General features: G+C 55.4%; 21 protein-coding genes and 1 tRNA gene. 11 read left to right on the top strand and 11 right to left on the bottom strand.

The genetic code is table 11. The features are described from left to right. Positions 1-91: 91 nt before the first annotated feature. From AAC019_RS02350 to AAC019_RS02340, 3 genes are read right to left on the bottom strand one after another with little or no spacing between them, the layout of a single operon-like run. Positions 92-3022 carry an insulinase family protein gene (locus AAC019_RS02350; protein WP_339896951.1) on the bottom strand — a complete coding sequence of 977 codons (2931 nt, stop codon included), beginning with the start codon at positions 3020-3022 and terminating at the stop codon, positions 92-94. Between the two features lie 31 nt (positions 3023-3053). Next, the gene (locus tag AAC019_RS02345) at positions 3054-3632 is read right to left on the bottom strand and encodes a tRNA-uridine aminocarboxypropyltransferase (protein ID WP_339896950.1); all 579 of its coding nucleotides are present in this window, start codon (positions 3630-3632) and stop codon (positions 3054-3056) included. Further along, positions 3629-3910: a GIY-YIG nuclease family protein gene (locus AAC019_RS02340; RefSeq protein ID WP_339896949.1), complete on the bottom strand. Its 282-nt coding sequence runs from the start codon at positions 3908-3910 to the stop codon at positions 3629-3631. The genes AAC019_RS02345 and AAC019_RS02340 overlap by 4 nt, the downstream gene beginning before the upstream one ends. 39 nt (positions 3911-3949) lie before the next feature. On the opposite strand from AAC019_RS02340, the gene AAC019_RS02335 reads away from it, so the two are divergent. Beyond that, a complete protein-coding gene (locus tag AAC019_RS02335; RefSeq protein ID WP_339896948.1) occupies positions 3950-4813 on the top strand; it encodes a methyltransferase in 864 nt (287 codons plus the stop codon). Here AAC019_RS02335 and AAC019_RS02330 read toward each other — a convergent pair. Then, positions 4797-5285 (bottom strand): molecular chaperone DnaJ, encoded by a 489-nt coding sequence (locus tag AAC019_RS02330; RefSeq protein WP_339896947.1) that lies wholly within the window; start codon positions 5283-5285, stop codon positions 4797-4799. The two genes, AAC019_RS02335 and AAC019_RS02330, sit on opposite strands and share 17 nt — an antisense overlap. 230 nt (positions 5286-5515) lie before the next feature. On the opposite strand from AAC019_RS02330, the gene AAC019_RS02325 reads away from it, so the two are divergent. The 10 genes from AAC019_RS02325 to AAC019_RS02280 all read left to right on the top strand — a co-directional run bounded on the left by AAC019_RS02325 (position 5516) and on the right by AAC019_RS02280 (position 14740). Further along, on the top strand, positions 5516-7201 hold the full coding sequence (locus AAC019_RS02325; RefSeq protein ID WP_339896946.1) for a hypothetical protein: 1686 nt from the start codon (positions 5516-5518) through the stop codon (positions 7199-7201). A gap of 10 nt (positions 7202-7211) precedes the next feature. After that, a complete protein-coding gene (locus tag AAC019_RS02320) occupies positions 7212-7754 on the top strand; it encodes a hypothetical protein (RefSeq protein WP_339896945.1) in 543 nt (180 codons plus the stop codon). A 147-nt stretch (positions 7755-7901) separates the two neighbouring features. After that, entirely contained in the window at positions 7902-8933 is a 1032-nt protein-coding gene (locus tag AAC019_RS02315) for an agmatine deiminase family protein (protein ID WP_339896944.1), read from the top strand. Beyond that, positions 8930-9808 carry a carbon-nitrogen hydrolase gene (locus AAC019_RS02310; RefSeq protein ID WP_339896943.1) on the top strand — a complete coding sequence of 293 codons (879 nt, stop codon included), beginning with the start codon at positions 8930-8932 and terminating at the stop codon, positions 9806-9808. The genes AAC019_RS02315 and AAC019_RS02310 overlap by 4 nt, the downstream gene beginning before the upstream one ends. A gap of 19 nt (positions 9809-9827) precedes the next feature. Beyond that, a complete protein-coding gene (locus AAC019_RS02305) occupies positions 9828-10559 on the top strand; it encodes a GGDEF domain-containing protein (RefSeq protein ID WP_339896942.1) in 732 nt (243 codons plus the stop codon). Between the two features lie 36 nt (positions 10560-10595). Continuing rightward, complete coding sequence (gene bcp / locus AAC019_RS02300) at positions 10596-11075, top strand: thioredoxin-dependent thiol peroxidase (protein ID WP_339896941.1); 480 nt, start codon at positions 10596-10598, stop codon at positions 11073-11075. Positions 11076-11374: 299 nt separating this feature from the next. After that, positions 11375-11812, top strand: a complete 438-nt coding sequence (locus AAC019_RS02295; RefSeq protein WP_339896940.1) for a helix-turn-helix domain-containing protein — start codon at positions 11375-11377, stop codon at positions 11810-11812. Positions 11813-11944: 132 nt separating this feature from the next. After that, positions 11945-12277, top strand: coding sequence for a preprotein translocase subunit YajC (yajC, locus tag AAC019_RS02290; RefSeq protein WP_339896939.1), 333 nt, complete (start codon positions 11945-11947; stop codon positions 12275-12277). A gap of 57 nt (positions 12278-12334) precedes the next feature. Further along, positions 12335-13333, top strand: coding sequence for a D-cysteine desulfhydrase family protein (locus AAC019_RS02285; protein WP_339896938.1), 999 nt, complete (start codon positions 12335-12337; stop codon positions 13331-13333). Positions 13334-13378: 45 nt separating this feature from the next. Then, positions 13379-14740, top strand: a complete 1362-nt coding sequence (locus tag AAC019_RS02280) for a sodium:alanine symporter family protein (protein ID WP_339896937.1) — start codon at positions 13379-13381, stop codon at positions 14738-14740. Position 14741: 1 nt separating this feature from the next. Here the strand turns inward: AAC019_RS02280 and AAC019_RS02275 are convergent, their stop codons facing one another. From AAC019_RS02275 to rne, 7 genes are all read right to left on the bottom strand, one after another. Then, on the bottom strand, positions 14742-15077 hold the full coding sequence (locus AAC019_RS02275) for a TusE/DsrC/DsvC family sulfur relay protein (protein ID WP_339896936.1): 336 nt from the start codon (positions 15075-15077) through the stop codon (positions 14742-14744). Positions 15078-15079: 2 nt separating this feature from the next. Continuing rightward, positions 15080-15388 (bottom strand): sulfurtransferase complex subunit TusB, encoded by a 309-nt coding sequence (tusB, locus tag AAC019_RS02270; protein ID WP_339896935.1) that lies wholly within the window; start codon positions 15386-15388, stop codon positions 15080-15082. Then, positions 15388-15747, bottom strand: coding sequence for a sulfurtransferase complex subunit TusC (gene tusC, locus AAC019_RS02265; RefSeq protein WP_339896934.1), 360 nt, complete (start codon positions 15745-15747; stop codon positions 15388-15390). The genes tusB and tusC overlap by 1 nt, the downstream gene beginning before the upstream one ends. Then, a complete protein-coding gene (gene tusD / locus AAC019_RS02260; RefSeq protein ID WP_339896933.1) occupies positions 15747-16139 on the bottom strand; it encodes a sulfurtransferase complex subunit TusD in 393 nt (130 codons plus the stop codon). Before tusD ends, tusC begins: the two co-directional genes overlap by 1 nt. Before the next feature lie 51 nt (positions 16140-16190). Further along, positions 16191-16853 (bottom strand): Bax inhibitor-1 family protein, encoded by a 663-nt coding sequence (locus tag AAC019_RS02255; RefSeq protein ID WP_339897110.1) that lies wholly within the window; start codon positions 16851-16853, stop codon positions 16191-16193. Between the two features lie 297 nt (positions 16854-17150). Next, positions 17151-17241, bottom strand: a tRNA-Ser gene (locus AAC019_RS02250). 147 nt (positions 17242-17388) lie between these two features. Beyond that, positions 17389-20640, bottom strand: coding sequence for a ribonuclease E (gene rne, locus AAC019_RS02245; protein WP_339896932.1), 3252 nt, complete (start codon positions 20638-20640; stop codon positions 17389-17391). Positions 20641-20924: the final 284 nt, after the last annotated feature.

Genomic DNA, 20924 nt, shown 5'->3' with positions numbered 1-20924 from the left:
GCGCAGCTCTCAGCAAGCTGAACAACTGCGCCGCAAATGCCAATAGTAGAACAGCTAGTCACTAAAAACCACGACCAGTGCTCAGCGGCCACTACAGGGTTTTAATACTGAAGCCCGCATCGGCCAATGCCTCTTTGTTGCCTGCACTGGAGATAACCGCGGTGCTGGCTTTCTCCGGCTGCAAATAGGCTTGGGCAACGCGCTTAATGTCGTCGCCGGTTACCTGCAAAATGCGCTGGCGAAACTGCTCGCGCAGCTCGCGGGTGCGGCCAAACAACTCGGCCTGAAAGGTTTGCTTAGCTTCGCCGGCCGGTGAGGCGGGTTTATCGATGCTGCTGACCACCCCCAAAATAGACTGCTCGATCTCGCTTGGGTCGATAGGCTGCTCCTCCAGCCAGCTAAGGGCGCTGTCAAAGTCGTCGAGTGTCTCGCTTAGGCGCGGGTCGCGGTAGGAGTAAAAGCGAAATACGCCGTTGCTGTTATCCTGGCTGGCGCCGCCGCCGTAAGCGCCGCCGCGCTCGCGAATCGCCCGGTGCAAATAGGCGTTGCGTAGCACGCCGGCCAATACTGTGAGGGCCGGGGCATCCGCGTGATCGGCGCCCACGGTGGGGTAGGCTTTGGCGCAAAAGTTGACCTGCGTGTTGGTTAGCCACGCCTCTTTTACTTGCTGTGGCTTGTGCGGCACCTGCAGTGGGGCAAAGCTGGTTTGGCTGGCCATTGGCCAGTAGTTTTCCAGCAGTTGACGGTAGCGGGGCAGCTGCTCGTCTTCGCCCACCAGCAAAAACTGGCGCGGCGCGGGTTTAATTTTTTCGTGCATGGCCTGTAGCGCGCTGGATAATGCCTCGCGGCCAGCCGCATCGGCCAGTGAGTCGTCTAAAGCTTTTAGTTCTGTGAGCCCGCCAAGGCCTCCAAGGTCGTGGCTAATTTTGGCGCCCGGTGTCATGCCCGCCGAGGCGGCGGTCATCGCCAACACGTGGCCGCTGCCGGGCACGCCTTGCTCGCGGCGCGCGCGCGACTGAGCCACCAGCTCGCCCAACCGGTCGAGCTCGTCAAAGCGGGCCTGATGCAAGGTGCGGTGAATAAGCTCGGTGGTAAGCTCGGCATTTTTTGCCAGCGCCTTGGCCGATAACACAAGGTAACCGTCGAGCTCGTGGGGGTTGTTGCCAGTGCTGCGAATCGCCGCTTTGGCGGTAAGCGAGCCAACCCGCTGCGCCTGTAGGGTTTGTACCGCCAGATAGTCTAAATCGCCCAGCCCAACCTCAGTGAGCGCCAGGGCGTAAATCGGCAGTAACTGCAGCTCTTGCTCGGTAAGTTGCGGCAGCTTGATCACGACTTGCTGATACAGCAAACCGTTGGTGCCAGCGCCGTAACTGCGCAGCGGGTATCCGGCGATGTTCTCGTGGCTGCCCGGGGTGTAGTGCATCTCGGCTGGAATGTCGGCGAGCGTTACCTGCGGCAGGATGCTGTCGTCCTCTTGCAGGGTTTGACGCGCCTCCAGGGCATTGGCCTGAGTGACAATAGCCTCGCACTCGGCGTCGCTTAGTGTTGCCTTAATGGCCGCCAGTTTCGCTTGCTCGGCGGCTTTAGCGCGGGCCGACATCTGGGCATCTGGGCGCAGCGTTAAGGTGACCCGGTGGGTGTTGTCCAGCAGCCACTCGCGCACCCGGCGCTGAATAAAATCTGGCTGGGCCACGGTTTTGCGAACCCGCGCCAGGGCGGACTCTAAATCCAGTTGGGCGACCGTATCGCCGCGGTGGGTGGCGGCTGTAAGCGCCGTCATGATCAGCTGTAAACCGTAGGGGAAGCCGTCGCCGCCCACCTCCCGCTGGGCCAGCTCTAGCTGATGCAGCGACGATTCGATTTGCTCGGCGGGCACGCCATCGTTGGCCACTGCCGTCAGGGTGTCTAAAATCATTTGCTCGACGGCTTGCGTGCTGTCGCTGGCGCAACCTTCCAGGCCGCAGACAAAGCTCATCTCAAATTGACTGTCATCCAGGCCACACAAAGGCGATGGGGCTTGGCCCAAATCGGTTTGCTCCAGTGCCATGGTCAGCGGCGAGGCGCTGTTATCAAACAACACGCTGGCCAGTAAGTGGGCCTCTAGTGCGGCCTCGAGGTCGGTCACCTGGCCCAATAGCCAGCCCATCACCACATGGGTTTTGTTGTCCTTAGGGGCGCTGTCGGATTCATCGAGATCCAGCGGGTAGGCGTCTTCGACCCGAATGGGCGCGTGCAGGCGTTTTTCGGGTTTGACGGCAATGGTGTTGTCGAGCGCGTCAAACTGGGCCAGTGCCTGCTCGTGAAACTTGGCTTGATGCTCAACGGCGGGGATATCGCCGTAGGTCATAAACACAGCGTTGCTGGGGTGATAGTGATGCTTGTAAAACGCCTGCAGGTCGGCATAGCTCAGATCGGGTATGTGCTCTGGCTCACCGCCGCTGTTGTAATGGTAAGTGCTGGTGGGGAATAAGTGGCTCGCGAGCTTTTGCCACAGCTGCGAGGGCACCGAGCTCATGGCGCCTTTCATTTCGTTAAAAACCACACCTTTATACGTCAACTCCGACTCGGGGTTACTCGCCTCGGCAAACTCCAGGCGGTGACCTTCCTGGGCAAAGTCCAGCGGGTCTAAATTGGCAAAAAAGACCGCATCCAGGTACACGTCCAGCAGGTTGTTAAAATCTTTGCGGTTTTGGCTGGCAAAGGGGTAGGCGGTCCAGTCCGAGCTGGTAAAGGCATTCATAAAGGTGTTGAGCGAGCGCCGGGTCATCATAAAAAACGGGTCACGCACCGGGTAGCGTTTACTGCCGCATAATGCGGTGTGCTCTAAAATATGCGCGACCCCGGTAGAGTCGGTAGGCACCGTGCGCAACGCCACTAAAAATACATTCTCGTTATTGCTTGAGGCGAGGTGGATATGCTGCGCGCCGGTTTTGCGGTGACGGTATTCTTCGACCGTCAGGTTTAACGACTCTAATGATTTGCTGCGTACATGCTCAAATTCGGGGTGCTGATGTGAACTCATAGATTACTCATGGTTGGTGGCCCGCCTGCGCTTAGCTCCGGTTGGGGTCAAAGCTTGCAAGGTGGTTCATATAATCGGTAAAGGCGGCTAACGCCGGTTGGCACAGGGTGGCGTCGCCCTCTAATTGTTGCAGAGCGTAACAACTTGCTTCGAATGTGGAAAGCTGATTGCGCTTGGCGGCGCTGCGGATGCGGTACAGGCTATCGGGTGTTTCAGTAAGGCTGACCCGTGGCAAAGCGGCCAGCGCCGGATTGAGAAACAGCATTTTACGGCTCTTGCGCCAGGTCGCATCAAGCACGACTAACCGTTCTACGCGCTCAGGCAGCGCCTGTTTGGTCTCTGCAGTGGCCGCCTCGGGCAAGCTTGGGTAAAGCAACGCGGTATTGGGCGCTAACAGAGTTTGTGCCGTTGCCGAATCGAGCGTCTCGGCTATATGCAGGCGGCACGAGCGTAAATTGCGCGCCAGCAGCTCGCCGGTATTTTTAGGGTGTTGATGTTCATCCGGGTGCTGCAGCAGTAAAACCTCTATTTGGTTAGCAATAGGGCAGACGTAGCCGCAAAAGCAACGCGACTCGGGCCGCTGGCAGCTTGGGCACAGGCGGCGGCTCATTCGGCGGGCACTAATACAGAGAGTGGCACGGGAGAGCTGGTGGCGATCAGGGCCTCTTTGGCCGGGCGGGCAAGCTTTTTAATGGCGGCTTCGCGTGCGCTGGCATCGGCCCGGTTGGCAAAAGACTCTAAGCGGCACAACTTTACCGGCTTACAGGTGCGAAAGAATCGCGCGCCGCGTACACCACTGGCGTGCTCTTGCCAGCGGCGATTAATGTCCGTGGTAATGCCGGTATACAATTTGTTGCTGTCGCTAAGGATAATGTAGGTGTACCACATGGATTACGGGCGGCTTGCATAAGGTATAATCCTGCCATTATGCCCGATCGGGGCGCCTTTCGGTACCGCACTATTATGCCCATTGACTCCAGCCAGCAGGATCGTAACTTTGATGATTTGGCCGGCCGTTTTAGCCGCAATATTTACGGCGGCTTAAAAGGTCAGATTCGTCTGGCCGTGCTGGCGCGAGATTTTGCTGAGTTTTTACCCGTCGCCCCCTATGTGCCGCTAACGCCCGACAAAACCCTTAATATTCTCGACGCCGGCGGCGGCCAGGGGCAGTTCTCACTGCCGTTGGCGGCGGCCGGGCATACGTTAACCCTATGTGATATCTCGGCCAATATGCTCAAAATAGCAGAGCAGCAGGCCGCGATATTAGGGGCGTGCGAGCGGGTGCAGTTGCTGCAGTGCCCCGCGCAAGCGGTGGCAGAGCACTTGTCGGATACCAGTGCACCGTTTGATTTGGTGATTTGCCACGCAGTGATTGAGTGGGTGGTGGAGCCTTTTGTTTTGCTCGATCACCTGTTGACGCTACTGCGCCCTGGTGGGCATTTATCGCTGATTTTTTACAACAAGCACGGGCTGGTTTATAAAAACCTGCTGCGTACCAATTACAAAAAAATCAAAAGCGACGATTACCGCCCCCATCGCGGTAGCTTGACGCCGATTAACCCGACCACCCCAGAGGCATTGCTGCAATACGCCGCGAGCCGCGAGCTGGACGTCTTGTGCCACAGCGGTATAAGGGTGTTTTACGATTATATCCTGGACCCGGAACAGCGCCGGCGGGAGGAGGCTACGGTGCTGGAACTCGAGCAGAAGCTCTCTCGCCAGCAGCCTTACCGCGATTTAGGGCGCTACGTACATTTATTGTTACAAAGGCCGTTTAGCTCAGCGCCTTAAGCACACAGGTTTTGGCCGCGTTGATCCGGGCCGCTAAGTAATCGTTGCCGCCGCGATCCGGGTGCAGCTTTTGAATCAGCCGCTTGTGCGCGAGCTCCACATCATCCGGGCTTAGTGTGCCCGCTTGATAACCGTCTTTTAAGCCCAGAGTCAGCAGCGCCTCCTCCAGGGTGATATTGCTGTTAGGGCTATCGGGCGGCGGGGTTTGCGCCGCTTTGTGGCGCTGTAAAAAGGGTAAAAACTGTGCCGCTAAGCCCAGTAACGTCTTGCCTAGTGGTATTAAGGCCCCCAGCAGAGCGCCCAGCCAATGAATTCGGCCGGTGATGGCTAAAAATATCAAAGTGACGATCAGCGCGCCGATCAATAATCGCGTGACGGCCTGGCGTTTTTTGCCCGGCGGTAGCTTGCGCAGCCAGGAAACGCCAAAAAACAGCAGTGCCAATAGTGCGATAATGGGGATTAGTCGAAACACCGCAGACTCCGTCGGGATTTAAATGGGGCTTTAATCAGCCCTTACATCGACATCACTTTATCACTGTTTGCGGGGTATCGCTAAGCCCGGCTGAGAAAACAGCGCCTGTTATAGCGGTGAGACGTGTGGTCGCACAGCGGGTGGAATTTCGTTAAGCTTGGCGCTTCACTTTTATGGCTTCACAGGCTTTGTCTGGAGCGGTGGGGAGCTTAGTAATGGCTGGTATCTAAATGACCCTGAAAATCCTTGCGGCTAGACGTGCGGGAGCATTTTATCGGATTCGCTGGCCGCTATGGGTAGGCGCGTGGCTCCTTGTTATTAGCTCGCTGATGTTAACCGCTTGTGGTGGCGCGGGCAGTTCAGGCGGCGCCGGCGCTTCGTCATCGTCTGTCAGTAGTGCGGCAAGCAGTACCAGCTCGGCGATTAATTCGGTTTATATCAGTGGCTCGGTGAGCTACGACTTTGTTCCCGTCAGTAGGGCGCAAGGGTTGGATTATAGCGCCACGACCCCCAAGCCCGTGCGCCAGGCAAAAGTTAATTTGATCGACAACAGTGGCGCACTTGTCGCGTCTGCGCAAACTGATGAGCAAGGGCACTACACGCTGGTGTCACCCCGTAACCGTGAGGTTAAAGTTCAGGTCGAGGCCTATAGCTACGCCGATAACGCACAGCGCTGGGAAATTCGCGTTGAAGATAACACGGGGAATAACGCGCTTTATGTGCTTGAGGGCGAGCTGCGTAACAGCGGTGAGGCCGACTCGGTGCGCGATTTACACGCGGCTTCTGGCTGGGGAGGCGGCCAATACACTCAGCAGCGGGCGGCGGCGCCGTTTGCAATACTCGACACAGCTTATCGTTCGCTACAAACACTGGCTGAGGTAGATTCAAACCTGTCTCTGCCTCTGAGTGTTTTCCGCTGGTCAGAGAATAATACCGTGGCCGCTGGTGATTATGCCGATGGCGATATTGGCACCAGTTTTTACGACGGCGTTGCGGTTTATGTGTTGGGGCAGGCCGGGGTCGATAGCGATGAGTACGATGCCCACGTTATTGCCCATGAGTGGGGGCATTTTATTGAAGTGCAGTTAGGCGGGCGCTCCGATTCTATTGGCGGTGATCATTCTATTGTCGAGAGGCTCGACATGCGGGTGGCTTACTCTGAGGGATTTGCCAATGGTTTTTCGGCCTATGTATTGGCTGACCCGGAGTACCGGGATACCTTTGGGGTGGCGCAGGCTCGTTCGGCAGGCTTTGATGTGAGTTTAAAAAATCCAGCGGTTCGCGGCTGGTATAGCGAGTCGTCGATTCAATCGATTTTTTATCACCTTGCGGAGTTTGGCGCTTTTGACGCTATTTACTCGGTGTTTAGTGACAGCCGCTATCAGTCCATTCCCGCCTTTACCAGCATGTTTAGTTTTGCCGATATCCTGGCCGAGAAAGACCCGCTGGCATTTAATGAATTAGATAATTTGATGAGCGAGCAGCTTATCGGCAGTCGCGATGCTTACGGCGCGGGCGAGACGAATAATGGCAGTACGCAAGGTGTGTTACCTGTGTATGTCAATTTGGTGGCAGGCGGTAGCGCGGTTGTGTGTAGCTCGCAAAAAAACGGTCAGCAAAATAAACTGGGCGTGCATAAGTTTTTAAAAACGACTGTGTTTGTGTCCGGGCAATATCGCTTGTTGGTTGAAAATAATGGTGCTCGTGCGGCGCAAACCGATCCTGATGTGATCGTAAATGGCGACAACAATCGCTGGGTTGGCTTGAGTGCGGAGGCGGATGCCGAGTCGCTTGCACTTGATTTGCAGGCAGGCGAGAGCTATGCGATTGCTGTCAGCGATTACGAGCGCCACCGCGATGCGCAAACGGCAAATTATCGCCCAGCGTGTTTTAATGTCTCGCTAACGTCACTTTGAGGGAGTTGTCATGATTAAGCTAGCGTTTATATTGTGCTTTGCGTGGCTGCTAACCGCCTGCCATGGTTCGGGCGATGCCGGCGGAGCTGGCAGTTCTGCTGTATGGGCAGAGGTGCTCCATTCACCGAAAAGTGATTCAGTCGGTGGTAAGCCAGCGCTGCCTGTAACGCTGCTCCATCCGCGCCAGCGAGTGGATGTAGGGGTTACCACACGAGTGGATTTATCACTTGCTAGCGCTTTGTCGGATACCAGTTTTCAGGTGAGTATTACGCCAGATGCGGGCTTGTCAGTTGTTGCCGGTTCGTTGCAGCAAACCGTGAGTAGTGCAGGCTCTTCTGAGTCTATGGCCATTGCTCTGGATGTGCGGGCTGAACGTCCCGGTAAGTATTACATTAACCTGGAGGTGATAAGCTCTGATGCAACCGCGGGGCTGGACCGGCGGGCGTTAGCGCTGGTAGTGCTTGCGGGCGCTACCGAGGCTAAAGCACTTTTAGCAGAGCCTAAAGCCACACCTGAAAAGCACGTAATGCCCGCCCAGGAGCGCGTCTACTAGCGTGCTGGCACAGGCAGTTGGCATTGTGTTTGGCGGTTGCCCGGGGGATTAATTACTTTTACTATTCGCAGCTGTATTGCCAGCCCCGCTCAGAGCGGCTGGTACCTACCCGTCATCGCGCCCAGGCGCATCACGTAAGAGAGCAGAATGAGTCTATATCGTCTAATGGCCGAGTGGGAGCCGCAAGCGGCTGTGATGCTTAGCTGGCCGCACGAGGCCACTGACTGGCAGCCCCTGTTACCTTCTGTTAATCAGGTTTATGCCGAGCTTGCCTGGCACATCTGCCGCTATAGCCGCCTACTGATAGCGGCTCCGGCCTCCAGTCATAACGCTATTGTCGATATGCTTGCTAAACGCGGTGTGCCGCAACATTTAGTCAGTGTCTATGAGGTCGATAGCGATGACACCTGGGCCCGGGATCACGGTCCTATCACCGTTGCGAGCGATGCCTGCGTTAAACTGCTGGATTTTCAGTTTAACGGCTGGGGCGGAAAATTCGATGCCTCTCTCGATAACGCCATCTCTGGCACGTTAGCTCGCGCCGGTGCTTTTATGGCACCTCTTGAGACGGTAGATTTTGTTTTAGAGGGCGGGGCGATTGAGGCTGACGGCGAGGGTACTTTAATGGCTACTCGCGAGTGCTTGCTGAACCCAAATCGCAATGGTGTTGTCGATCAGGGAGAAGTTGAGCAGGTGTTGCGGTGTTATTTTGGGGTGACCACAATCAACTGGTTGGGCTCTGGTTTTTTACAGGGCGATGATACCGATAGTCATATAGACACATTGGCGAGGTTATGTCCCAACAATCGTATTGTTTATGTTGGCTGCCCCGACCCGGAGGATGTTCACTATCAGGCATTGGCCAAAATGAAAGCCGAGCTGCATGAATTTCGCAGCGCAAGCGGGAAGCCCTACGAGCTTTTTGAATTGCCTTGGCCGCAGCCGGTTTACTCCGCCGATGGCGAGCGCTTGCCAGCCACGTACGCCAACTTTTTAATTTTAAACGGTGCGGTTTTAGTCCCTACCTACCAAGACCCGTCAGATGCGCTTGCATTGCGCACGGTGGCCGAGGCTTTTCCGGGCTATGAGGTGGTAGGTATTGATTGCCGTGTGTTGATTGAGCAACACGGCAGTTTGCACTGTATCACCATGCAGTTACCTGAGGGGGTTGTAGCATGACAGTACTTAACGTCGGCGTGGCGCAGCACGCCTGTAGTGACGATCTTGCCGCTAACCTTGCAACGAGTGTCGCGGCGATCCGTGAGGCCGCTGCACAAGGTGCGCAACTGGTGGTGTTGCAGGAGCTGCATCGCGGCTTGTATTTTTGCCAGCGCGAAGACGTCGACGAGTTTGAGTTAGCCGAAACGATTCCGGGGCCTAGCACTGACTCATTAGGGGCTCTGGCGAAAGAGCTGGGCATTGTTATCGTTGCCTCTTTATTTGAAAAGCGTGCGACAGGTTTATATCACAACACTGCTGTGGTACTCGAAACCGACGGTACAATTGCCGGGGTCTATCGCAAGATGCACATTCCTGACGATCCGGGTTTTTACGAGAAGTTTTATTTTACCCCGGGTGATTTAGGCTTTACGCCTATTAATACCTCGGTGGGGCGCCTAGGGGTATTGGTTTGCTGGGATCAGTGGTTTCCCGAGGCCGCGCGTTTAATGGCCATGGCTGGTGCCGAGCTGCTTATTTACCCGACGGCTATCGGCTGGGATCCAAACGACGATAACGCCGAACAGGTACGCCAGCGCGATGCCTGGGTCACTGTTCAGCGAGCCCACGCGGTTGCCAATGGCGTGCCGGTTATTAGTGTAAACCGCGTTGGCCACGAGGCCGACCCGGACGGTGGTGCCGGCATTCAGTTTTGGGGCAATACCTTTGTCGCTGGCCCCCAGGGCGAGCTGCTGCTAGAACTTGGCGCAGAGGCAAAAACCAGTGTGGTAGCAGTCGATATGCAGCGCTCTGAACACGTGCGCCGTATCTGGCCATTTTTACGCGATCGACGTATTGATGCCTACGCCGACCTCACCAAACTCTACCGCGACTAACGGGCAGCAGGAGTCATTTTTGTCGGATGCAGACCAACGTGCGTCACTTTGTGATGCTATCGAGTCTAACTGCGCTTACCGCGATGAATTGGCGCGGCTGCGGGATGATGTCGCACGCTTAAAACAGGATGCCCTAACCGATGCGTTAACCGGTTTATTTAATTACCGCCATTTTGATGTGGTTTTAAACCAAGAGATGGAGCGGGTGCGACGTAGCGGATCGCCAATGGCGTTAATCTTGTGTGACCTGGATCATTTTAAAGCCATGAATGATCGCTACGGGCACGAAGCGGGTAATCGCATTTTACAGAGCGTGGCCCGCATTATAGATTCGCAATTGCGCAAGCTTGATATCGCCTGTCGCTATGGTGGCGAGGAGTTTGCCGTAGTGTTACCCGGCACGAGTTTGGCTCAGGCCGTTGCAGTTGCCGAGCGGGTGCGGGCTGTTATCGCAGAGTCCGTGTTTGAGTTGCCCTCGGGCGAACAAGTCAAGGCTACATTGAGTTCAGGGGTTATCAGCCTTACCGACAGACAGACAATGCTGCCGGCTGAGCTTGTCGCGCTCGCTGATGATCAATTGTATCTTGCTAAAGAGCAAGGGCGTAATTGTGTTGTTGCCCCAGCGGTTCGCGGGGAGCAGGAGCAGGATGCGCCGCTGGTTACCGCTACCGAAAAAGCTGCTTTGTTTTCTATGGTGGCGGTGGACGAAGCGTTGACTGACCCTTCAGCGCAAGCCGATGACGATACTTAATTTTCTCCGTAGCTGTTTACACAAAAGGAGTGTTTTATGAGCTTTCCAAAATTGGGCAATTTAGCCCCTGCATTTTCTCTGCAGGATCAAAACGGCGATAAAGTCAGCCTAAAAGATTTTCGCGACGAAAAAAATGTGGTGTTGTACTTTTACCCCAAGGCAATGACGCCTGGCTGTACCACTCAGGCTTGTGGGTTGCGCGACGCGCAGGCTGACTTAGACAAGCTTGATGCCGTGGTTTTGGCGGTTAGCCCCGACCCGGTGGCTCGCTTGGCAAAGTTTGTCGATAAGCACGAGCTTAACTTTACCCTGTTGTCCGATGAGGACCATGCCGTGGCCGATAAATACGGGGCCTGGGGGTTAAAGAAATTTATGGGGCGCGAGTATATGGGCATTTTGCGCACCACGTTCTTTATAAATAAAGAAGGGCGCTTGACTCATATCTTTGACAAGGTCAAAACCAAGACACACGATCAAGATGTGCTGGCGTATCTAGCTGAACTCGAAAGCGCTTAAACCTTGGCGGCATCGACCAGCAATGTGTGACTCGGCGCAAGAATTCACTCGTTAATCGCGAATGTGTTAATAAAAATACGCCAGATGGCCTATAATCTGGGCTCGTAGGCAGACGCCAGCGTGAGTGAATGCCCCTTATAGCAGAATTTTCTATTGGCGCCTGTTTCAGCGCCATAGGGATCTTAAACTAACGGGTAAACACATTGCCAGCACTGCTGCCACCCATTATATTATTGTCTGCCGATTAACAGCGTCGTTAAAGGTAGACGCTAACCAAGGCCCGGCACAAGGAGAGCCCAATGATTCAGCTACAACGACTTAACCCACAGGTCACCGATGAGGACGGATTTTCCCGATCCGGAATCCGCTCGTACCATGAATATGTCGTACTGGCCAAGCTGCCAGAGGTTGAAGGTGTGTCAGATCGAGTGCTGGAAGCGCTGCAAAAGCGGGTAGGCCATGCGCCTATGGCCATCGAGCATATTGCGGACGATTTAAATCTCTCCAAGCGCACGTTGCAACGGCGCCTGCAGCAGCAGGGCGCAAGTTTTGCTCAGTTGCGCGATAGCCTGCGTTTTCACTACGCGATTAAGTACCTGATTGATGATCATATGAGTGTCGACTCGGTTTCTTCGTCACTGGACTTCTCAGATCGCACCAGTTTTACCAATGCTTTTAAGCGCTGGACCAACTTGTCGCCCAGCGTATTTCGTAAGCTGTTTCGCGATTACGCCTAACCTTCCTGTTTAGGGCTGCCCAGCCGGTAGCCCTTACCCTCTGATTTACTGCCGTAGGTGCGTTACCGGCGTTGGCAAAATCCGCCAAACACGGTAGAGTTACGCCTCTTTTAAGCTAATGAGGTTTTACCTATGGGTTTCTTTGTTCAGTCCGCTTGGGCACAAGGTCAGGCAGCTCCGCAGGGCGCGCCAATGTATGTCAATTTGTTGATGTTTGGCGGTCTGTTTTTATTTATGTACCTGTTGATTATTCGTCCGCAGCGCAAGCGCCAAAAAGAACACCAAAACTTGGTTTCAAGCTTAAAGAAAGGTGATGAAGTTTTGTTAACCAGCGGCATGCTGGGTAAAATCCTTAAAGTTGACGAGAATTACATCGTTTTGGAAACTGGCGCTAACATCGAGCTTAAGTTTCAAAAGTCGGCGGTTCATGCGGTATTGCCCAAAGGCACGGTTAAGTCCATTTAAGGGATGACCGCATTGTAGTACAGTGGCCAGTAGTGTCGTTTAGCAACGGAGAGCACCATGCCTAAAGGCTTAGCGTACCCCGATCGGCTCTCACTGGCCCAGCTTCCCACCCCATTACAACCCCTCTCTTTCCCCGACGTTGGCGAGCACCGCCTCTGGTGCAAACGCGACGACCTTACGGGCTGCTTGTTAAGCGGCAATAAAATACGCAAATTAGAGTTTGTGCTTGCCGAGGCGCAAGCGCAGGGTGCCGATACCCTGATTACCTGTGGCGGATTACAGTCTAACCACTGCCGGGCGACGGCACTGCTGGCGGCCGAGCTTGGCTTTGGCTGTGAATTAGTGCTGCGCGGTGACGAGCCGCCAGCGGCTGACGGCAACTTGCTGTTGAGCCAGCTGGCGGGTGCCAGCATAGGTTATCACCCGGTGCGTAAATTTCAGCATCATTTGCCACAGTTACTGCAAGACGCCGCCGATCGCCAGCGTGCGGCGGGGCGCAAGCCTTATGTGATACCCACCGGTGCCAGCGATGGCGTGGGTGTCTGGGGGTATATTGCGGCGGCCGAAGAGCTTGCCGGGCAATTCGCCGAACACGGTATTACCGCGCCCTTGGTGGTTTGTGCCGCGGGCTCTGGAGGCACACTGGCCGGTTTGGCGGCTGGTTTATCGCTGTTTTGCCCCGGTGCCCAGGTGCTTGGTGTGGCTGTGTGTGATGATGCGGAGTACTTTTACCGCCGTGTTCACGAGGATTTAACGGAGTGCCGTGCGCGCTACCCGCAAGCAGACTTACCTGCGCCTACAAACTTTAGCCTCGTCGATGACTATATCGGCCCAGGCTATGCGCAAGCTTACCCGGAGGTGTTTGAGACGATCGCGAGTGTAGCGCGTAACTCTGGCGTGGTGCTGGACCCGGTCTATACCGCTAAGGCTTTTTATGGAATGCTTAAAGAGCTGCAGTTAGGCCATATTGCCGCACGCGATCTGGTGTTTGTACATACCGGCGGTGTTTTTGGTGTATACCCTGAGCGAGCGGCGCTATCGGGTGCAGCGCTATAAACGGGCAGTTTTAGTCATAAACGGTTTCCCCAAGAGGCGAGTACCATGGATGAGTTACACAGTGTATTAAATGGCATTAGCGGCGTCGTATGGGGGCCGCTAATGTTGCTGCTGTTGGTGGGTACCGGCGTATTCTTAATGCTGCGGCTAAAAGGCTTCCCGCTGCGGCGCCTGGGTACGGGCTTTGCCTTGTTATGGCAAGGGCGCCGTAAACAGGGTACAGGGGATGTCAGCCCCTTTAATGCGTTGATGACAGCGCTGGCTGCAACGATTGGCACCGGTAATATTGTTGGGGTTGCCACAGCCATCGGCCTGGGCGGCCCGGGGGCGTTATTTTGGATGTGGTGTAGCGCTTTGGTGGGTATGGCCACTAAGTATGCCGAGGCCGTGTGTGCGGTTCACTACCGTGAAAAAGACTCCAACGGCCGAAGCGTTGGCGGACCCATGTATTACATTAAAAATGGCCTGGGCGCACGCTGGGCGTGGCTGGGTACATTGTTCGCTATATTTGGTTGTGCGGCGGGTTTTGGTATCGGCAATACCGTGCAGGCTCACTCGGTTGCCGATGCGCTGTATGGCGATTTGTCCATCCCCAAGCTGGCAACCGGATTGGTGCTTATGGCGCTGGTGGCGGCTGTGTTATTGGGCGGCGTAAAACGTATAGCGCAGGTGGCGGGACGTTTGGTGCCGTTTATGGGCGTGGCTTATATTGTGTGCGGCTTGGCTGTTATTGCCATGCATGCCGATGCCGTGCCTGGCGCCTTGGGCTTGATCTTTGATAGTGCGTTTAACGGCCAGGCTGCCGCGGGTGGTTTTGCCGGGGCCGGGGTCGCTATGGCCATTCAGTTTGGTGTCGCCCGCGGGGTGTTCTCCAACGAGGCGGGCCTGGGGAGTGCGCCTATCGCCCATGCCGCGGCTGCTACCAATAACCCGGTGCGTCAGGGCATGATCGCGATGCTGGGCACTTTTATCGATACCTTGGTGGTTTGCTCTATTACCGGTATCGCTATTGTTGCCAGCGGTAGCTGGCAGGGTGAGGCCAAAGGCGCCTTGATGTCGCAGGCGGCTTTTGCCAGTGTGCTGCCGTTTGGCGAGTTGTTTATTAGCTTGGCGATCGCGTTATTTGCGTTTACCACGATGCTTGGCTGGAGTTACTACGGCGAGCGCTGCGCTCAGTACCTGTGGGGCACAAAAGCGATTACCCCATTTCGGGTCGCCTGGGTGCTGGCGATAGGCGTGGGTGCCATGGCCAATTTGTCTCTGGTGTGGATCGTGGCCGATATATTAAACGCGTTGATGGCTATCCCTAACCTAATCGCACTGTTTATGTTGTCTGGGGTTGTGGTCGCTTTGACACGGCAATATGGCAAGCAAAAACCAGATGCCAATAATGAGCCGGAAGGTTAGTTTAAAAGCAGTTAGCCGGGCGCGGCAGCCCGGCAATTTTATTAACCAGTAAGGCGGGGTGAGGCGGAAACAACCCCATTAAATAAATGCTGCGGCCTTTCTCTTTACCCAATCGTTGCTGGGTGTAGCGCACTAAAGCGCGGCTGGCGGGTGATAGCTCAAACTCACGATAAAATGCCTGCACTAACTCGATCATTTCCCAGTGAGCATCGCTTAGGTTTATGTGCTCGGCGGCGGCAAGTGCTTGGGCGACTTCTGGGGTCCAATCCTGTCGGTTTATTAAGTAACCGTCTTTATCAACCGCCGGCAAACTGAGGTTTGTGGTTGCACTGCTCATGTTTAGTACCAGCTTTGAACGGTGGTGTGCTGGCAGCTTAACGCTACAAACGCAGGGTAGTCGGCTATCGCGATATCTTGTGCTACGTGCGAGCGCAGCCCTCGCGCCTGCAAGTCGCTCTCCAGAGCGTATACGTTAATGCCACGGGCGATAGCGCCGGCCAGTAATGTAAACGTAGGAGCCGAATGCAAAGCGCCGTAGGTGCCGTCTTCGATGAGTAAAACGCTGTCTCCGCTCGAGCAGATTTTTAGGCACGAGTGTAGCGATTGGTCACTAAAGGGCGACTTATTGATGGTGTGTAAAGTGCTCATTAAAAACTTAGTAGGTGATCCTGCTGGGCGATTAATTGCCGGACTTGCTCGTCATTTAACCACTGAACCGTCTCAATGCAAAGTGCTGTGGTGCTTAACCCGCGCTCCTCTGCCGAGCCGAGGTGCGCGTAAACGGTCTCGACGCCAAACATTTCTAGCGCGCTTAAATTGCGGGCCAGGTTTTTTTGCTTGCCGGCTTCAGGTTGTTGTCCTTGGGTGAGCTGCCAAAGGCCTTCGTCGAGCAACAGTAGGCTCACGGGCTGATCAAACGCAGCGGCGGCTAACACAGCCTCTAACGCTTCGCGTGCGAGTGCGCTGCGGTATGGCGCGTGACGGCTAATACACAAAATTGATTTCATTAGGGGCCAAACGTCAGTACGCGATCTGATGCGGCACTGGCCTCAATAAGCTGGCCTAAACCGCTTAGCTCAAAGCCCTGAGCGATATTGTCGCTGCCTTTTTGGTAGCGTTCTGCTTCTGTGGCGTCCAGTAAACCCCGGCGCAACGCGGCGGCAATACACACTACAGCGTCGAGCTGATGTTGTTCTATAAGCTGCTGCCAGCTGGCGGGTAGGTCGTGCTCATCTTGCGGCGGTGCGGCTAAGCGCGTGGCATTGTGTATGCCGTCGGCATAGAAAAAAAGCCGATAGATGTTGTGGCCGTTAGCGAGTGCGGCCTGTGCAAAGGCCAGAGCGGTTTGGCTGGCGCTGTCACTGTAGGGGGCGCCGAGAATAACGAGGGTGAATTTCATGGTTAAAAAGAAAGCCCCTTGCGGGGCTTTGCTGGTGTTTGTGGTTTGGGCTTAGTCGTCTGCCGCGCCCAACAAGTGCAGAAGGCTGGTAAAGATATTAATGATCGCCAGATAAAGCGACGTGGTGGCCAGCAGGTAGTTGCGCTCACCGCCGTGAATAATGGCGCTGGTTTGAAACAAGATCACCGCCGACATTAACAGTACGATGCCGGCCGAGAAAACCAAGCTGAATATTGGCATATGAAAGCCGAATAAGGATGCACCCACCAGCAGTAGCATGCAGCCGATCATGATCATCATACCCATGGCGATAAAGCCGCCCATAAAGCTAAAATCTTTGCGGGTTACCAAGGCGTAAGCTGACAGGCCTAAAAAGGTAAAGGCGGTGCCGCCGAGTGCCTGCATGACAATAGTTGAGCCGTTACTGCCGGCCAGGTAGTGGTTAATGATTGGCCCCAAACCGGCGCCAATTAAACCGGTAAAGGCAAACACCACACCGAGGCCGGCGGCGGAATTTGCTGTGCGCGGCAACGCAAACCAAATAAGACCCATGGCAGCCAGAGTCATGATTAAACCGGCACCATGGCTTAAGTTGACAGCCATTGCGATACCGGCGGTAACTGCCGAGAAGGCGAGGGTAATGCTCAGCAGCAAATAGGTGTTGCGCAAAACACGGCTTACTTCTGTTGCGTCAGCCTGTGTGGCCGAGCCCATGTGCGTATTAGCGGCAGTGCGTACGTGTTGCATTTAATCTCTCCAAGCTAAAGTGATAGTGCTCAATCATACAAGCTTACTTGTTTAAAACAAAGGCCCAATGCAAGCGTAATAGAGTTGCTTTTAGGCGATAGTTAGACGCCGGGAGCGAAGCATTGGTTCCCTGTTTATTATGGGGGCTGATTGGGCTTTTTAAAGGTAGGTGCCTAAGGTAAGTTTGGTAAAACCTTGGTGTAAAGTCAGGCATAAAAAAAGCGCCAGTTAGGCGCTTTTTTTACAGCTGCAAGCAGCTCAGTATGGCGGAAGGGCAGGGATTTGAACCCTGGGTAGGCTATTAACCTACGCCGGTTTTCAAGACCGGTGCATTCAACCACTCTGCCACCCTTCCGAAGTGGGGCAGATTATACATAGGTTTTTAGCTTGAGCAAGAGCTCTGAGAGAAAAAGTTGAGGTTTTTCGGTTACTTGGGTGAATGCTGTGCAATCTGCGGGAAAATTACCCGAACCAGCAGGGCGCCGGTTCGGGTCGTTAGAGTTTAGGACTCCGTAGCGGCCCCTTTGGCGACCCGGGGGTCGTTACTTGGACGCTCAAGCTTGCGCGGGTTGTGACCCACTCGCGAGGGCTGGCTGGTGTCCAGCGCGCGAGGTAGTGGGCGAGTGCGGGTTTCGGTAAGAATCCGCACAGCCGCTACTGGCTTGGGTGCGATCCGCGGATCGTTGCCCGCTCGACTAAAAGTGCGAGCCGCTGGCTGCTCGCCGTTTTTGCGGCTAATGGCAACCTTTGAGCTGGCGGCGTCCGGTGCAGCTGGCGCTTTCGGAGCGTCTGCAGTGGCGCTCTTACTGCTTTCTGGTGCATCGGGCGTTGGCGCGACACTTTCGGCGCTTTGCGTGTCAGCATCAGTAGCAGTGATTGTCGTGCTATTTACCTTAACCTGACTGGCTTCCGGCTCGCGGGTTTTCTCGTTAGTGCTTTCTTCGCTAACGGTGGTATCGCCTGCGGTGGCCTCACTGCCGGCTTCTGGCTCGCTTTGCTCGGCAGCAGGCGTCACAACTGCAGCGGGCTCAGTAGATTCCGCTTTGCTCTGCTCTGCGGTCTTTTCTGAGTCAGCGTTGGCAGCGGGTGCTGGCTGCTCTGCCTTTTGCGGCTCGACCGCTTGGCTTGGGGCAACTTCCGGCTCCGCTGGTTTGGCGGTGGTGGGCTTAACCTGGCGGCTTGCTTGCTCCGCACTGTCTTCTGCCTGCTCCGCTTTGCGAGTTGCCGGCTTTTCGTCAGTGATTTCTTGCTGCGGTTTACGCGGCTCTTGCGGGGCTTTAGGCTGCTCCGCTTGAGTGCTGGCATCAATGTCTGTTCCAGCAGGGCGTTGCTCCGCTGCCGGGCTTTTGGTTTTAGCTTGACGAGTGTTTTGCTCACCGTTTGGCGCTTTGTCTTCGCGCTGCTGGCGCTCGGCTGCCGGCTTTTTGTCCGCCTCAGTCAAATGGCCCGCTGCAGTGTTGGCCTCATCCGTGGGCTCCGATGTTGAGCCGGCATTAGCTTGCACGTCGCTCGCTTGCGGGTTGCTTTGTTCGCCGTCTTCACGGCGACGACGGCGCTGGTTGCCGCGACGACGGCCCGAAGGGCGTTTAGGTGGGCGCTGCTCGGTCGACTGGTCGGCATTTTCCGGGCCGTTATCGGCATTGTCCGCGGCAACATTTTGCTTAGTCGCGGCGTCATCCTGCTGCTGGTTGCGCGGTGCGTCGTCGTTGCTGCGGTTACGATTGCGGTTGCGATTGCGCCCGCGGCGACCACGGCCGCCGCGTGATTCGCCGCGCTCGTTTGTGCCGTTGTTATCGGTGTTGCTGTCGGCGTCTTTACTGCGCGTATCGGTGTTGCGAGACTCAGAGTTGTCCTCTTTGGGCTCGTTATTTTTACGCTTGTTGTCGGGGCCTTTTTGCGGCTTTTTGCCTTGTTGTGCATCGCGCTCGTCGTCGCGCGGGCCGTTACGGCGTTTGCCACCGCGGCGCTTGCGATTTTGTGAAGAGCGGTTGCGATCGTTGCGTTGCTCGCCGCCTTTACCGTTTTGGTTTCGGCCTTTGCCTTTGCTGTTGTTCTTGTCGTCTTTCTCGTCTGACTCGAACAGCTCCTGTAGCCAGCTGATCAGGCGGGTGATTAAACCCGGCTCTGGCTTGGCCACCGGGGTGGGGGCTTGTTGCAGTGGTGCGGTCGGTTTCACCAGCGGCTGCGGCACTTTAACCGGCGCTTCTTCGGTAATGGTTTCGTGCTCTATGTGCTCTTCCGAGGCGACGATTTTGTAGCTGGTTTCCAGCGTGCCTTCGTCGTCATCGCGCAGGCGTTGTACTTCAAAGTGCGGCGTTGTCATCTCGGCGTTGGGTACTACCACAACGCGGGTGCTGTTGCGCTGCTCGATGTTGAAAATCGTTTTGCGTTTTTCGTTGAGCAGGTAAGTCGCAACCGAGGTGGGCGCAATAGCGCGAATCTCGGCGCTGCGCTCTTTTTGCGCTTCGTCTTCAACCAAACGCAAAATCGAGAGGGCCAGCGAGCGAGTGCCGCGAATGGTGCCTTGGCCATTACAGCGAGGGCACACTTTTGAGTGAACTTCACCCAGCGATGGGCGCAGGCGCTGACGAGACATTTCCAGTAGGCCAAAACGCGAGATGCGGCCAATTTGGACTCGGGCGCGGTCCATCGCCAGTGCATCGCGAATGCGGTTTTCGACTTCGCGCTGGTTGCGGCTCGATTGCATATCGATAAAGTCGATAACTACCAGACCGCCCATGTCGCGCAGGCGCAGTTGGCGGGCGATTTCGTCGGCCGCTTCCAGGTTGGTTTGGGTGGCGGTCTCTTCGATGTCGCTACCTTTGGTGGAGCGCGAAGAGTTGATGTCGATCGATACCAGTGCTTCGGTTACGTCGATGACAATAGAGCCGCCCGAAGGGAGTTTTACTTCGCGCTGGAAAGCCGTTTCGATTTGGCTTTCGATTTGGTAGCGGTTAAACAACGGGATATCGTCTTCGTAGAGCTTTACCCGGCTGCCAAAGTTGGGCATAACCTGCTGGATAAACCCAGAGGCAAGCTCGAATGACTCTTTGTTGTCGACGATAACTTCGCCCACGTCCTGGCGCAGGTAGTCGCGAATGGCGCGAATAATAACGTTACTTTCCTGAAACAAAAACGCCGGCGCTTTGGCTTCTTTGGCGCCTTTGTCAATCGACTCCCACAGTTGCAGCAGGTAGTTTAAATCCCACTGCAGTTCTTCTGCGCTACGGCCAACGCCGGCGGTACGGATAATAATGCCCATGCCGTTGGGGATTTCAACCTGGCTCAGAGCGTCGCGCAGCTCGGCGCGGTCCTCGCCTTCAATGCGGCGCGAAATGCCACCGGCGCGCGGGTTGTTGGGCATAAGCACCAGGTAGCGCCCGGCGAGACTGATAAAGGTGGTAAGGGCGGCGCCTTTGTTGCCGCGCTCTTCTTTATCGACCTGAATAATAACTTCAGTGCCTTCTTTGACGACGTCTTTAATTTTGACGCGGCCTTCGCTGTCATTAGGGGATTTGCTGAAGTACTCGCGGGAGATTTCTTTGAGGGGCAAAAAGCCATGACGCTCGGCGCCATAGTCGACGAATGCAGCCTCCAAACTGGGCTCCACTCGGGTGATGCGGCCTTTGTAGATGTTGGCCTTTTTTTGCTCACGATTACGGTTTTCGATGTCCAGGTCGTACAGCCATTGGCCGTCAACCAGCGCAACACGCAACTCTTCAGGTTGGGTTGCATTAATAAGCATTCTTTTCATGCGTTTCCTAGTCTTTTCGTTGGGCGCAGCGTGCCCACGCGACTGTCAACGCTCCTGTGTTTTGCACAACCATATAGACTGCCGTGCTACATCCTGCTCACGTCAGCGGTTGTTGGATCCTTATTGAACTTCGTCGTCGACCCGAGCCTAGAGGCTGTCTTGGGGCCGAAATGTCAATATTAATCGTTAACCCGTATGTACCAGTTTTTGCCCGGGTTTACCCGGTAACGCCTAATTTAGGCTGTTAAGCACAGCCTGCCTTTCGCAGTTAGTTGTTGCAGTTA

It is taken from the genome of uncultured Gilvimarinus sp. (assembly GCF_963975215.1).
GTDB lineage: Bacteria > Pseudomonadota > Gammaproteobacteria > Pseudomonadales > Cellvibrionaceae > Gilvimarinus.
This window is presented reverse-complemented; position numbering and strand designations above follow the sequence as displayed.